The sequence below is a fragment of the Pectobacterium colocasium genome, from assembly GCF_020181655.1.
GTDB lineage: Bacteria > Pseudomonadota > Gammaproteobacteria > Enterobacterales > Enterobacteriaceae > Pectobacterium > Pectobacterium colocasium.
In genome coordinates this window covers 4,876,394-4,890,465 of record NZ_CP084032.1, presented here as the reverse complement: position 1 = coordinate 4,890,465, position 14,072 = coordinate 4,876,394, and the positions used below count along the sequence as shown (strand labels likewise).

The following is a 14,072-nucleotide window of genomic DNA, read 5'->3' as shown; positions in this document are numbered from 1 at the left end:
ATCAGCAGGGGGAAAACGCCGGAAATAACATAAACAGCTATAATATAACCTTATGTTACTTCGGTATTCTGGCAGATTATCCTGATTCAAATACAGCTAGGTAGAGTGATGGAAAGCGACAGGAAATCTCCTATTCAGACTTTTTCGGAAGAGATAACGGCAGCCAGGCACAGTATTACTACGGTTTAAGTGTAAGGAGCGGGAGCAGCATCTGATTGTTTTGCATCCACTCAACCGAATGTTCGCACCGATATGCAATAATTCTTTTTATCGTTGCGAAATCATCCAGCAGGTTCCGGTTGATTATAGGTTCGTGATGAGCAATGCGGTTGCGCAGTTTTCTCACAGTTTCTAAATCATTATAGAGATTCTGACGCAGCTGCGCGGCACTCAGGCCCTGTGCGACGGCATGAGGGAAAGCGGTGAGTATGTGATTGTTCCATAAGCGAGTATCAAATCTTCCGGTCAGCATTTTTTGCCAGAAAACAAACTTTAGTTCAGGGATAACTTTTCCCGTCGTTGGCTGATTTCGTCGCCCACTAATCAGATCATCTTTTGGCTTATAGCCATGGATAGGGATCGGTAGGCTTCGCTCAAAACCAATGGACCAAGGCCATCTGTCCCCGTATACCGTTTCAATGACTTCAGAAATAGCATTGCGCGTGAGGATTTCGCACACATGAAGAGGAACAAAAAAAGCTGCTGATATTTGCGCATTCCACATGTAAAGCCTTAAGGCTTTTTCTGTCTGAAGCAAGCCAGTCGGTCCACCGACGATATTTTCATACGTTCCTATTCTGGCCGCAGAGAGGCTATCCTTTATGCTGTTTGACGGCATCGTCAACGATCCTTATACTGACATCACTAGCCACGGGACTTGTTAGCAGTAATGCTTCCCCCCGAGGACAACAGAAGTAGCGATACAACAAAGGCTCACCATATGGTGAGCCTTTGTTGCTTTCATGCTAGTCAGAGTGAGCTAGCCTATACATTCTATTTACCATAGGCCTATAAAGCGCTGTCAAGGTTATTCCCACTGCCGGTTCTGGATAACAACCCTGTACCCATCATGATCATGAAAAGTCACACCATCTTTATCCCAGTAAGGATTGAACGAGCTGACTCTAGCAAATCCGGCCTCGTCCATTCTTGAACATGCCTCGTCCCATAACACCTTATCCGCGATGTACAGAACCAGTAAATCCTCATCTGATGGAGAAGGTGATACAGCATGGTGGTGGCATTGCGTAAATTCAAGGTGCCAGCCTAAGTCAGTATGACCCAGCATATATCCACTAAATCCCTCATGATCTGAAAAGGAACCTACTTCTTTTAGCTTAAGCCCACGACAATACATGTCACAGCTGAGCTTCAGGTTACTCACTGGCCGAGCGATACGCAGATGGTGAAAGTTCATAAGGCCTCCGTTCTAATATATCCATCACCCATATTTAACATAGGGCTATATTGCCCACACTACCTCAGTCAGAAGCACCGCTTTGTTTATCACACGACCCATTCAAGATAAATTTCCCTCTCGCGTGTTTTTCTTTACGCATTTAGCTCTAACTATTTTCCCTTACTGACAGAATAAACCAGGTCATCATCCCCCCGATCAGTCCCCAAAACGCCGCACCGATCCCCCATAGCGTCAGTCCAGAGGCGGTGATCAAGAAAGTGACCACCGCGGCATCACGCTGTTTTTCATCCAGCAAAGCGCGATACAGACTGCCCGAAATGGTACTCAGCAGCGCCAAACCGGCGATAGCGTGAATCAGCGGCTGCGGCAGCGCCGTGAAAAGCTGTCCGATAGACCCACCGAAAACGCCCGCCAGCAGATAAAATCCACCGGCAGCAACGGCAGCAAGATAGCGTTTCTTCGGATCGGGATGCACATCCGGCCCCATACAGATCGCGGCGGTAATCGCGGCGATACAAACGGAAAAACCACCGAACGGCGTCAATATCAACGCAATTAATGCTGTAACGGTAATCAGCGGGGATACAGGAACCTGATAGCCCGCGGCTTTCAGCGTGGCAATGCCCGGTGCGTTCTGCGATGCCATCGTGACAATGAAAAATGGAATACCGACGCCCAACAGCGATGCCCACGAAAAGTGCGGCGTAATAAACTCAGGTACGGCGAAGACCAGCGGTGAATCAGAGAACGTAATTTGCCCTCGGAATAAGGCCAGCAGCAGTCCAACAAGCAGCGTCAACACGATGGCAAAGCGCGGCAGCAGCCGACGGCTGAGCAAATAGGTCACGCACATCGCAAAAGTCAGCCAGAAGTCCTGTTGCAGAGAAAGAAAGGCATCCGCACCAAAGCGCAGCAGAATCCCCGCTAGCATTGCGGCAGAAATGGCTTGCGGAATGACGTTCATCAGTCGGGCAAAAAGACCGGTGATCCCACAGATAAAGATAAGCGCGGAGGCAAACAGAAACACGCCGATCGCTTCATTGAGCGATGTACCCGGCAAGGTGGTAACCAGCAGCGCTGCCCCCGGCGTTGACCAGGCGGCCAGTATCGGCGCACGGTAGTATAGCGACAGGCTAATCGATGCCAGCCCTTGGGCAATCCCCAGCATGCTTAACCAGCCACCGATTTGTACCGCGCTGGCACCCGCCGCTTCCGCCGCCTGAAAAATGATGGCAGCCGAACTGGTGTAGCCCACCAGCACCGCAACAAAACCGGCGATAAGGGTCGAAAAGCTGACATCTTTTAGCGCAAATGACGCAGGCATGGTATACCTTCACTCTTGTCGTGCGTTATAACGCACAGAAAGCGTTAACATAGCAGCGTGCGTTATAACGTACAAGCAGGAGCCAATATTGATGTCTGATGAGCTAACCCGCCGCATTGGCAAAACCTTGAAAATATTAAGAAAAGATAAAAACTGGAGCCTCACGCGCACATCAGAAGAAACGGGCGTGAGCAAAGCGATGTTGGGCCAAATAGAACGGGGCGAATCCAGCCCGACGGTGGCCACCTTGTGGAAAATTGCAACCGGTATGAATGTGGCGTTCTCTACTTTCATTGAACCGACGCTCGCAGCGGAAGACGTGACGTATCGATCAGGGACAGGTTCAGCATTCAGGGAAAGCGAGGTGGGAATGCACGTTGTGCCGCTTTTCCCCTTCGACGAAAAACTGCGTTTTGATCTGTTGGTCATTGAGTTGGCAGCGGGTGCCAGCAGCACCTCATCGGCGCATGAAAACGGGGTGATCGAACATATTATTGTGCTGGATGGTCAATTGGAAATGACCATTGATGGGCAGACGCATTCACTGTCCGCTGGGGATGCCCTACGCTTTGCCGCCGACAGAGAACACCGCTACTACAACCCTACCGCTACCACAGCACGCTTCCACGATCTGATTCACTATCCTGCTAAAACTAAATCGTGATAAAAAATAACGCCCTGCAAGCAGGGCGTTAGCATGATAAGCGTAAGAACGAACTTACTCTTCCGCTTTTTTATCTTTCTGCGCCAGCAACTTTTCCAGCGCATCGCCACCAAGGTGACGGAAGTCCTGGCCTTTGACGAAGTAGAAGATAAATTCGCAGATGTTCTGGCAACGGTCACCGATACGCTCGATAGAACGGGCGCAGAACAGCGCGGTCAGCACGCTTGGGATGGTGCGGGAATCTTCCATCATGTGAGTCATCAGTTGACGCACAATGCCTTCGTACTCTTTATCGACTTTCTTATCTTCACGATAAATACGAATCGCTTCGTCCAGATCCATACGGGCAAAAGCATCCAGCACGTCATGCAGCATTTGCACGGTATGGCGCCCTAATGATTCCAGGCTAACCAGCAGCGGCTGATGCTGATGGGAGAATTTCTCCAGCGCGGTGCGACAGATTTTATCCGCCACGTCACCGATACGTTCCAGTTCAGAGATGGTTTTGATGATCGCCATCACCAGACGCAAGTCGCTCGCGGTAGGCTGACGTTTCGCGATAATGCGCACGCAGGCTTCATCAATCGCCACTTCCATCATGTTAACTTTGGCATCGCCTTCGATGACCTGCTGAGCCAGCTCCGCGTCCTGATTATGCATGGCGGTGATAGCATCCGTCAGTTGCTGCTCCACCAGCCCGCCCATTGTCAGGACCTGCGTGCGGATATGCTCCAGTTCGGCGTTAAACTGACCGGAAATGTGTTTGTTCAGATTCAGATTATCCATGATGCTTCCTAATCAACCGTAGCGGCCGGTGATGTAATCTTCAGTCTGTTTCTGCCGTGGGGCAGTAAACAGGGTATCAGTATCGCTGAACTCGATCAGCTCACCCAAATACATAAACGCCGTATGATCGGAACAACGCGCCGCCTGCTGCATGTTGTGAGTCACAATGACCACGGTGTAGTCTTTTTTCAGCTCGGAGATCAGCTCTTCAATGCGGCCTGTAGAAATGGGGTCGAGCGCAGAACAAGGTTCATCCAGCAGCAAGACATCCGGGCGGATCGCAATACCGCGTGCAATACATAAACGCTGCTGTTGACCACCAGACAGGCTATAGCCGCTCTGGTGCAGTTTATCTTTCGTCTCTTGCCATAGCGCCGCTTTGGTCAGCGCCCACTGCACACGCTCATCCATATCGGCGCGAGACAGCTTTTCAAACAGGCGCACGCCAAACGCGATGTTATCGTAAATGGACATCGGGAACGGCGTCGGCTTCTGGAAAACCATGCCAACCTTGGCGCGCAGCAGGGCGATATCTTGCTTATCCGTCAGGATGTTATTGCCATCCAGCAGAATATCACCTTCAGCACGCTGCTCAGGATAGAGCTGGTACATTTTGTTCAGCGTACGCAACAGCGTGGATTTACCACAGCCGGACGGGCCGATAAACGCGGTAACCTGATTCGCGGCAATATCCAGCGTGATGTTTTTTAACGCATGGAATTTTCCGTAATAGAAATTCAGATCGCGTACCTGGATTTTGTTGGATGTCTCAGTAGCCATACTCATCAAGACTTCTCTCTTTTTCCTGGCGCTGCCTGGCAACGCCTTGAATTTATTTACTGTTTCTCAACGAATTACGATTTCTTCGCTAATTAATGCTTCTTAGCAGAGAAAATAACACGCGCCAGAATATTCAGCAGTAGAACGCACAGCGTAATCAGCAGAACCCCTGCCCAGGCCAACTGTTGCCACTCCACAAACGGACTCATGGCAAATTTGAATATGGTCACTGGCAGGTTAGCAATCGGATGCATCAGATCCGTGCTCCAGAACTGATTCGACAGCGACGTAAACAGCAGCGGTGCGGTTTCCCCAGCAATACGCGCGATAGCCAGCAGCACCCCGGTGATGATGCCCGATACCGATGCCTTCAGGGTAATCGCAGAAATCATTTTCCATTTCGGCGTACCCAGTGCATAAGCCGCTTCACGCAGGCTATCCGGCACCAGTTTTAGCATGTTCTCGGTGGTACGGATCACAATCGGCACCTGCAACAGCGCCAGCGCAATCACACCCGCCCAGCCGGAGAAGTGCTGCATCTTTGCCACCACCAGCGTGTAGACAAACAGACCGACGACAATTGACGGTGCTGACAGCAGGATATCGTTGATGAAACGAATCACTTCGGCGATCCAGGATTTACGACCGTATTCCGCCAGATAGATACCCGCCATGATGCCCAGCGGCGTCCCCAGTAGCGTCGCCCACAGGATCAGTAATCCGCTCCCGACGATGGCGTTTGCCAGTCCGCCACCTGCCGTATTCGGCGGCGGCGTCATCTCGGTAAACAATGCCAGAGACATACCGTCTACGCCGCGGGTGACTGTCGAGAACAGGATCCAGATCAACCAGAACAGGCCAAATGCCATCGTGGACATGGATAAGAACAGCGCAATGCGGTTTTTCTGGCGACGCCAGGCCTGCATTTTACGCCGCGAGCGTGCCAGTTCGGCTTCTTGTTCTATGCCTAATGTAGCCATTAGCGCGCCCCCTCATTTTTTGCCAGACGCATCACCATCAGCTTTGAACACGCCAAAACAATAAAGGTAATCACAAACAGAATCAGGCCCAGCTCCATCAGCGCCGCCGTGTGCAGACCCGATTCGGCTTCAGCAAATTCATTCGCCAACGCAGAAGTAATACTGTTACCAGGCATATAGAGCGATGCGCTGTCGAGCTGGTAGGTGTTACCGATGATAAAGGTGACCGCCATGGTTTCCCCCAGGGCGCGCCCTAATCCCAACATCACTCCACCGATTACGCCGTTTTTGGTGTAAGGCAACACAATGCGCCAGATCACTTCCCACGTCGTACAGCCGATGCCGTAAGCAGACTCTTTCATCATGACTGGCGTTTGCTCAAACACATCACGCATCACCGCTGCAATGTACGGGATAATCATGATGGCAAGAATGACGCCAGCTGCCAGAATACCGATTCCGAACGCCGGGCCGGAGAACAGTGCGCCCACAATAGGAATGCCGGACAGGACGTTGCCTACCGGCTGTTGGAAGTATTCGGCAAACAGCGGAGCGAAAATGAACAGCCCCCACATGCCGTAAACAATACTCGGTATGGCCGCCAGCAATTCAATCGCCACGCCAAGCGGGCGTTTCAACCATGCGGGTGCCAGTTCGGTCAGAAATAACGCAATCCCGAAGCTAATCGGGATGGCAATAATGAGTGCAATCAGTGAGGTCACGACGGTACCGTAAATCGGCACCAGTGCACCAAACTGTTCTGCGGGCGCATCCCACTCTTTCGTCCACAAGAAGGCAAAACCGAACTTCTCGATGCTGGGCCAAGACGCCACAATCAGGGAAACAATGATGCCTCCCAAGAGCAGTAGCGTGACCAGCGCCGCCAGTTTTACCAGCGTGCTGAAGAGGATATCGCCATATTTTCCCGGGGCTTTGATAGTTGGCTTGTACTCAGCCATACGTCTCTCTTCTCATTTTTAACTACATATGAAAGGCAGAGAGGTTATGATTGCCTCTCCGCCCCGATACGACTTGTTATTCCACTACGTATTTCCCAGAACCCGATAACCTCATCACGCTCTGGTTATCAACACAACGGCCGATGCAATACGTTGTTGATGCAATAATTAGTACAGCGCTTTACCGTTGCTGTCTTTTACCTGGGTTTTCCAGGCAGCACGGATTTGCTCAACCACTTCTTTTGGCAGTGTGGCGTAATCCAGAGCAGTTGCCTGCTCGCCACCTTTCTTGAACGCCCAGTCGAAGAATTTCAACACTTCAGCGCCCTGCTCAGGTTTATCCTGCTTGGTGTGAACCAGAATGAAAGTAGTTGACGTGATTGGCCACGCATCCGCGCCTTTCTGGTTGGTCAGATCCTGAGCAAAAGATTTGCTCCAGTCGATCTCTTTAGCCGCGTTGCTGAAGCTCTGTTCAGTCGGGCTAACTGGCTTACCATCGGCAGAAATCAGTTTGGTGTAAGCCAGGTTGTTCTGCTTGGCATACGCATATTCTACGTAACCGATAGAACCAGGCAGACGCTGTACGAACGCGGCGATACCATCGTTACCTTTACCGCCCAGACCGGTTGGCCAGTTAACGGTAGAGCCAGAACCGACTTTCTCTTTCCACTCAGCATTCACTTTCGCCAGGTAGCTGGTGAACACGAAAGAGGTACCAGAACCGTCAGCACGACGAACAACAGCGATATCCTGATCCGGCAGCTTGGCATTCGGGTTCAGTTTGGTGATTGCCGGGTCGTTCCATTTTTTGATGTTGCCCAGGTAGATATCACCCAGTGTTTTGCCATCCAGCGTCAATTCGCCAGATTTGATACCAGGAACGTTCACTGCCAGTACCACGCCACCGATAACGGTAGGGAACTGGAATAAACCATCCTGTGCTAATTTGTCGTCAGCCAGCGGCGCATCAGAAGCACCGAAGTCTACCGTTTTAGCGATAATCTGTTTTACACCGCCAGAAGAACCGATGCCTTGATAGTTAACTTTATTACCGGTTTCTTTTTGATAAGAGTCAGCCCATTTGGCATAAACAGGCGCAGGGAATGTCGCACCGGCACCGGTGAGGTTAGCAGCAGCAAAAGCAGAGAATGCCGTCAGAGAAAAGGTTGCCGCAACAACACTGGCAAGAGTGGTACGCATCAGTTTCATAATCCCTCCTGTGGGATACTCGACGTGTCGACGTAGAGCCGTTATCAATCAGAGTTGTCAAATCAGAGTGTAGTTCGCAGGAGGAAAAATAGGACAATTTAGTGACAGTAAAATGTACGAAATATGACAGTTTTATGACAAGTAGGCCGTGGACAGGAAAATCCAGGGGCAACCAGCCAGCGCCCGTTCAATCAAGGCGTTCTTCAGGGCCAGCGTCGCTGCATTGATGGCTTCAGTCGTCATCAAGCCATTGCCGAACGGCTCAAGCAGCTCGGCTGGAATCACCGGCAATACCGGCGGTGCGGTCTTCGTCTTGCAAGGCATGTTATGCCTTAAACACGCAATTAATGACAGTCCCACTTAGCCAGCCCACTGCCGCACTTTCTCGTGGACAAAATCCATCGGCAAACGCTCTTGTTCTAAACGCGTACAGCCGTAATCACCATTGCGCAGCATTCTAAAGAGCATCAGTTCCCGGTCAGTCAATGCAACGGGCTCTCTAGCTAACGATTCTGGCTCGTCAACCATCCTATCTCGGTAGGCCTCAACGGTCTCCAAATCCATCATCAGCGGGATAACCGTACTCAACTTACTGCGAACATCACTGAGTATGGCAAGCCCTTCAGAATCAATATCACCCCAATAGGCAACTCGCTTATTGCCAAGCCAATCAGCCCTCATCCATGAAACGTTCTTGCCTCCTCCCGACACAGCGATCGTGTCAGGGATATTATCGAGAGACAGGCACGACTGCTCATTCTCAATCACAAGAATATTTTTAGCAGGCAACTCGAAGCCTAATAATGTTTCAGACGACATTCGTAACACTGGCAGACCTCCGAGGGAATCCGCAGTGTTTTTACACAACGGCCTTACTAACAACCAATCTTTTGGCTTATCTCTGCAATCCAGCCAACTCAAAAGCCCCATTTCCTTTGCAGAGCAATCGATGATGGCTGCGGTAACTGACTCAATAAACCCCAGATTTTTCTCTATGAATTTGGTATCGACAAATATGACAGGAAGAGCCCTTAAATAACATCCACTCCCCATGCCTTTGTGAAACTGAGGAATGAGTTTAACTAGCAATTGCATGTCTGAATCACTAAAACCGGATAAGGTTTCCAGATTCGAAATGAGTACGGAGAACAATTCACGCTCATAGGTTGGCCTTATTGAGTGGACAGTGCATTTAGCAAGTTCTATGGAGAGTGAATCAAAGATATTTGCAATTCTGGACTGCCAGTTTCTAAGCTGTTTCCCTGCCTCATCACCAAGCATTTGAGCAAGCGAGCTGATATCAGGTATTGTCAAATAGGTTGGCACTTTCTGCTCAGAAAGCGATCTAAATGTTACGGTATCCCAACGGACGTTAACTTGTATGGACTCATATGCAGCCTGTTCGCAAAACGACTTCCAGGAATCCACAAACTCCTGAAAATGAATGATATTATTCAGGGCTGCATTTCCTTTTGGCGGCTTCAGAGATATCTGTATCGGAAATTCGGTCTTACCAATAAGCAAACTCTTTAAAGTCTTTCTATTATTCCAATACTTAGCCTTCAGTACTTCAACGGCATCTTGCTGGAGAAGCCCCCATGGTGGTCGACTATTTGTTTCAGACATCACTAGGCTCAACTTCCGTGTTTCGCAACTCTTTCAGCTCGATTTCACCAGCTATTTCCTTTAACTGGGCTGATTCCTTCTGATGAGCCATGCGCTGATCTATTTCTTCCCATGTGACTTCGCACAAATGACTTTCATGGAGTGCTGAGTCACGCTCAGCAATAAGTAGCGATCGTGCAGACTCCCTTGCCAGGTTGAGGTTTTTATAAGGCGTAATCAAATTAACGTGTATATGCAATTCCTTGAATACTCTAATAACTCGACGACTGACAGCCTCTGCGGTATTAGAAAACGCCTCATCCAGAAACACAGTGCAGTAAATTGGCCTGTCGTACCCATCCGGTGTTAATACATAAGCAAGGCTTGCCGCAACGATAGTGCCAGCAAATGACTCTTTCTCACCACCAGACTTTCCACTGCTTGATTCAAGCACATCTCGAACTTCAAGCGTATGCGAGTCAATCTCTTCAGCAAAAAATGACATCTGATAACGCGGGTCCAGAAGCCTCTTGCTTTCTTCATTGGTGGATGTGCCCGGTGCACTCGCCTTATCAAGAATATCAACCACGTCAGACAAGAGCCTGAATCGAGCTTCATGGTCATCACTCGTTGCTTGACTCAGTGCACTTCTGACTTTTCGCTCAAATTCCAGCACATGTGGATATTTTTCACGCTTGGAACCCAGCCTTAAATGGCTTCCTTGTTTAAATTCAGTGCGCTTCAAAACCTGGTTGATCGTATCTATTCTTTCTAAAATATCTTCTCTTTCAGATTCAAGCTTTGTCTTGATGCGAGCCAATGATTGAGTGGCATGCTTGTTCAATCGCTCTTTAAACTGATCAATTAGCTCTGGTAGCCCTTCCGTCTCAATATAGGTATAGTGTTCCAGATAATATTGCAATCCTTCCAGCCCTGTAGGCCAGTCAACAGTGATAGGTTGCCATTTATCCTTTCCTCGGAACGACCCCATTATCCCGTTTGCGACATTCTCCGCTGTGCTCTTAGAGGAACGTATCTTGTCTAATTCACCATCAATGGCTTTTTCAAAGTTCGCTTGTCGATGGGCATCATCTAACCGAATCTCGCCCACCCTTGATTGAAGCAATTGCCTGACGCCATCTGTCATTCCGGCGGCGGCTAGCTGCTGATATTTGTCCAACTGTTCTTGAGCATGAGATTTATCGTTCCCTAGTGACCCTTTCTTCGTTAAAAGCTGCCCCTTGCTTTCCTGAATCTTTTTCAGGTGTTCTTTAGCCGTATCCCACCGACTTCTGGCCACTTCAAGGTTGCCACCCGATTTTTCCAGTTCATCCAGATCAGCTTGCACACTTTCCAAACGTCTTTGCCAGTATGGTGCATTGACCTGTTCCCAGGTGTACGAGCTCAGACGTTCCCAGAGATTAGCTCTCTCAGCGTTTTTATTGAGTGCTTCTCTTGCCTCACTTAAAGTCTTATCCAACTCAGACAAACGAAGTTCCGCAGACCCTTTATCTGTATTTAGCAGCGCCAGGCGCGATTTGTTCGAGAATCCAAGACTCCAACTTCTTCGATCATCTATCTTCCGCTGGTCTTTTTTCTCAAAACGGCCTCGCTCCATATGCACAAGGCCTTCCCTAGTCATTGAAAATGGAGTGGCATCAAGTTCATCCGTGCCAGACACACACTGTAAATCAAAATTGTGCAAATGACTTTTCAACCAATCTCGATACGCATGGTCTTTCCATATCAATTTGCGAAGATAACCCCGCTCACTGAATTCAGTGAAACCTGTGGATTTTTGATCTGTTCGAACTTGAGAGACAATTTGAGCCCGTACATGCAAACCAGTATGTCTAACATTGAGCCAGCGCGTGACCATCGAGTAATTCTTTTGGGGCACAAGCATAGTCGTTTTTAGTCCACCCAGTGCCCGCTCAATGGCCCCTTGCCATGGCTTTTCGTCATCTTTGACATCCAGCAACTCACCGATGAAAACAAGTTCCTCGCTTGGCAAGTCAAGTGATTCAATCATTTCATCTCGGAGCTTCTGGTAACGAACATCGATATTTGAATCTGGACGAGCCTCTATCTCCAGAATCTCGCCTTTAATCGCATTTAAATTTTTCTGTTGCTCACTTAACTGAGCGGCAACATCACCAAAGTGATCTTGTGCCTGCTTAGTGTCTTCTTCAATTTTGGCAAAATTCTCGATTGCCGTGCTCTTGTTAGTGAAAAAAACGCCTTCATTAATCTCCGAATTCAAACTAAGTCTTCGGCAATCAACCTGATATTTAGATGAAACCTGAATTACATCATCAAGCTTGCCTCTAATATATTTAATCTCGTTTTTCAGTGATTCAATTTTATCGCCACCAAGATTCAGATATTCTTCATGCCTCTTCTCAACGGATGACTGGGCATCACTTTCGTCGATTTCTACACGGTTAATTTCTCTTGATATTGAATCCAGCGCTTTATCTATATCTTCTAGCTTCTCCGCCCAAAGAATGGAAAGCGCCTCACCAAAGTACGTCGCTAGGTTACTTTTTTCCAGCAGGAGTGAATCAAGGGACTTGGTGGCCTTTGCGATGGAATCGGCCAGCTCAGGCAATCTGCTTAAATGGCTGTACTGCTCTTTCGCATCAATCAGCTGTTCATGTATTGCTACGAGGTCGGCAAATTCCTCCACAACATTTTTCGCATCCTCTTTTACACCACTTGGTTCGAGCACTAACTCACGTATTAGCTTGGTTAGATCATCAATCTTTTTTAAACCAAGCGCTCGCGACAACAATGCAGGGGCGTTCTTGTTGTCCATATAGAGATGCTTTCGGTATAGCTCCTGATAATCTGAGAAATTACTGTCGCAATCTGTTATGGCAGGATCGTCCCGTAACCACTGTTTGAGTTGCCTCGTATTACCTTCACCAAAGGCATCGAGAAGCTCTTTAAGTTGGAGATTACGCTTGGCGACAAGATAAACACGCTTTACATCACCCAGTGTATTTGTCGCGCTTGTAGTCCAGAAAAGCACCGCTAAAGTGATACATGAATCATCGTCAGCTCGATAAAGTGCTCTCAGGCCGGTAACAACGCCCTTTTCCCGTTTGCTTTTTACACGGGTTGAAGCTCCATCATGAGCCGAACCAAAACTTCCCCGCATATAAGATAAGAGAGAACGGTCGGAGCGATCACCTTGTGCTGCGGCGACATTGAATATTGCTTTGCCTGCCGGCAGAAGAAGAGCCATCAACCCATCAATAAAAGTCGACTTTCCGGCACCATTGTCTCCCGTTACCAATGTTCCTTCCGGGTCAATAGCAGCAGTATGTAACCCATGAAAAGACCCCCAGTTGAACACTGATAGTTCAGACAACCTTATTTGCCCCTGAGAAAACAAATCATTACTTGGTATTGAGTCACCGATATCATTGGTAGAAGACTTAGCTAAGTTTTCGAATAAATCAGCAGTCATTTCTGATCTCTTCCCGCACGACCTGTTTCGTTGAGTTGCTCTAGGGCTAGCGCAGTGTATTCAGTCAACATTGTCTCTAAAAAACTGGCATTCACTACGTAACGAATGATGGGGGTGATTTCGTATCGATCTTCTTCGCCTCTGATCGTCGACAAAACTTTCCGCTTAACCATCTCTTTTACTCTAATCAGTAGCTTTTTTCGATCTTTTGACGCGTGGTCAGTTATCGGAAGGAAAGGCGTCAGATAGGATTCTAAACGTTCGATATCAATCGTAATTTTTTGTTCTCCTGCCGACTCTCGATCCTGATAATGCTTTCTTAAAACAAGTAGTATCAATGTATCAAACAGGGAAAGGGTACGCTTTGGGATCAAGGTGGCTGATTCGTCAGAATCTGACGCCTCATCTTCCAACCCATCATCTTCGATATTGCCAACATACTCTGAGAGAGTACTGGCCACGAATGCCACACCAGATTTCTGATCAAGTACCAGTTGGAGGTAAACTTCAGATAGATGCTTCCGTATCGCCAATTCATAACGGCAAAGCTGTTCAAATAGTTTCGGTTTTTGTGATGCCATAATGGAGCCCTGCCGCATCAGATGAACCAAAACTCGCCGGGTATCATGAGGCATTTCAGAATCACTGAATTTGGCGCTCTCCGTTATTAACCCCGCCCCGTCGCTTTCCAAAGACTGGTCTTCAAAGTCTCGATTCGGAACTTTGGGAATTGGATCATTTAAATTATGGGGATCATCCGATACCTCGCTGTTTCCTTCATTGCCTTCGTTATGTAGCTCTTGATCGGATTTGCCTGTTACCATCGAGAAGAAGCTATTGGGTGGCGTGTTGTTCGTCATTGGCTTTCCT

General features: G+C 48.5%; 12 protein-coding genes and 1 pseudogene. 1 reads left to right on the top strand and 12 read right to left on the bottom strand.

Annotated features, from left to right (window positions below; genetic code table 11):
• Positions 1 to 178: 178 nt before the first annotated feature.
• From LCF41_RS22060 to LCF41_RS22050, 3 genes are all read right to left on the bottom strand, one after another.
• Positions 179 to 838 carry a hypothetical protein gene (locus LCF41_RS22060; RefSeq protein WP_225086349.1) on the bottom strand — a complete coding sequence of 220 codons (660 nt, stop codon included), beginning with the start codon at positions 836 to 838 and terminating at the stop codon, positions 179 to 181.
• Between the two features lie 189 nt (positions 839 to 1,027).
• A complete protein-coding gene (locus LCF41_RS22055) occupies positions 1,028 to 1,417 on the bottom strand; it encodes a VOC family protein (RefSeq protein ID WP_225086348.1) in 390 nt (129 codons plus the stop codon).
• A gap of 148 nt (positions 1,418 to 1,565) precedes the next feature.
• Positions 1,566 to 2,744, bottom strand: coding sequence for a benzoate/H(+) symporter BenE family transporter (locus LCF41_RS22050; protein WP_225086347.1), 1,179 nt, complete (start codon positions 2,742 to 2,744; stop codon positions 1,566 to 1,568).
• A gap of 91 nt (positions 2,745 to 2,835) precedes the next feature.
• On the opposite strand from LCF41_RS22050, the gene LCF41_RS22045 reads away from it, so the two are divergent.
• Positions 2,836 to 3,408, top strand: a complete 573-nt coding sequence (locus LCF41_RS22045) for a helix-turn-helix domain-containing protein (RefSeq protein ID WP_225086346.1) — start codon at positions 2,836 to 2,838, stop codon at positions 3,406 to 3,408.
• 54 nt (positions 3,409 to 3,462) lie between these two features.
• On the opposite strand, the gene phoU is transcribed toward LCF41_RS22045, so the two are convergent.
• From phoU to LCF41_RS22000, 9 genes and pseudogenes are all read right to left on the bottom strand, one after another.
• A complete protein-coding gene (gene phoU, locus LCF41_RS22040; protein WP_225086345.1) occupies positions 3,463 to 4,194 on the bottom strand; it encodes a phosphate signaling complex protein PhoU in 732 nt (243 codons plus the stop codon).
• A gap of 12 nt (positions 4,195 to 4,206) precedes the next feature.
• Positions 4,207 to 4,980 (bottom strand): phosphate ABC transporter ATP-binding protein PstB, encoded by a 774-nt coding sequence (pstB, locus tag LCF41_RS22035; protein ID WP_010681437.1) that lies wholly within the window; start codon positions 4,978 to 4,980, stop codon positions 4,207 to 4,209.
• Between the two features lie 86 nt (positions 4,981 to 5,066).
• Positions 5,067 to 5,954 (bottom strand): phosphate ABC transporter permease PstA, encoded by an 888-nt coding sequence (pstA, locus tag LCF41_RS22030; RefSeq protein WP_015842339.1) that lies wholly within the window; start codon positions 5,952 to 5,954, stop codon positions 5,067 to 5,069.
• Positions 5,954 to 6,913 (bottom strand): phosphate ABC transporter permease PstC, encoded by a 960-nt coding sequence (gene pstC, locus LCF41_RS22025; RefSeq protein ID WP_015842338.1) that lies wholly within the window; start codon positions 6,911 to 6,913, stop codon positions 5,954 to 5,956. Before pstC ends, pstA begins: the two co-directional genes overlap by 1 nt.
• A 168-nt stretch (positions 6,914 to 7,081) precedes the next feature.
• Positions 7,082 to 8,122 (bottom strand): phosphate ABC transporter substrate-binding protein PstS, encoded by a 1,041-nt coding sequence (pstS, locus tag LCF41_RS22020; RefSeq protein WP_225086344.1) that lies wholly within the window; start codon positions 8,120 to 8,122, stop codon positions 7,082 to 7,084.
• A gap of 171 nt (positions 8,123 to 8,293) precedes the next feature.
• Positions 8,294 to 8,446: pseudogene (locus tag LCF41_RS22015) on the bottom strand (IS256 family transposase); the annotation flags it as partial.
• A gap of 36 nt (positions 8,447 to 8,482) precedes the next feature.
• Complete coding sequence (locus LCF41_RS22010; RefSeq protein ID WP_225086343.1) at positions 8,483 to 9,748, bottom strand: Wadjet anti-phage system protein JetD domain-containing protein; 1,266 nt, start codon at positions 9,746 to 9,748, stop codon at positions 8,483 to 8,485.
• A complete protein-coding gene (locus LCF41_RS22005) occupies positions 9,741 to 13,202 on the bottom strand; it encodes an ATP-binding protein (RefSeq protein ID WP_225086342.1) in 3,462 nt (1,153 codons plus the stop codon). Before LCF41_RS22005 ends, LCF41_RS22010 begins: the two co-directional genes overlap by 8 nt.
• Positions 13,199 to 14,062, bottom strand: a complete 864-nt coding sequence (locus LCF41_RS22000) for a DUF4194 domain-containing protein (RefSeq protein WP_225086341.1) — start codon at positions 14,060 to 14,062, stop codon at positions 13,199 to 13,201. The genes LCF41_RS22005 and LCF41_RS22000 overlap by 4 nt, the downstream gene beginning before the upstream one ends.
• Positions 14,063 to 14,072 lie beyond the last annotated feature (10 nt).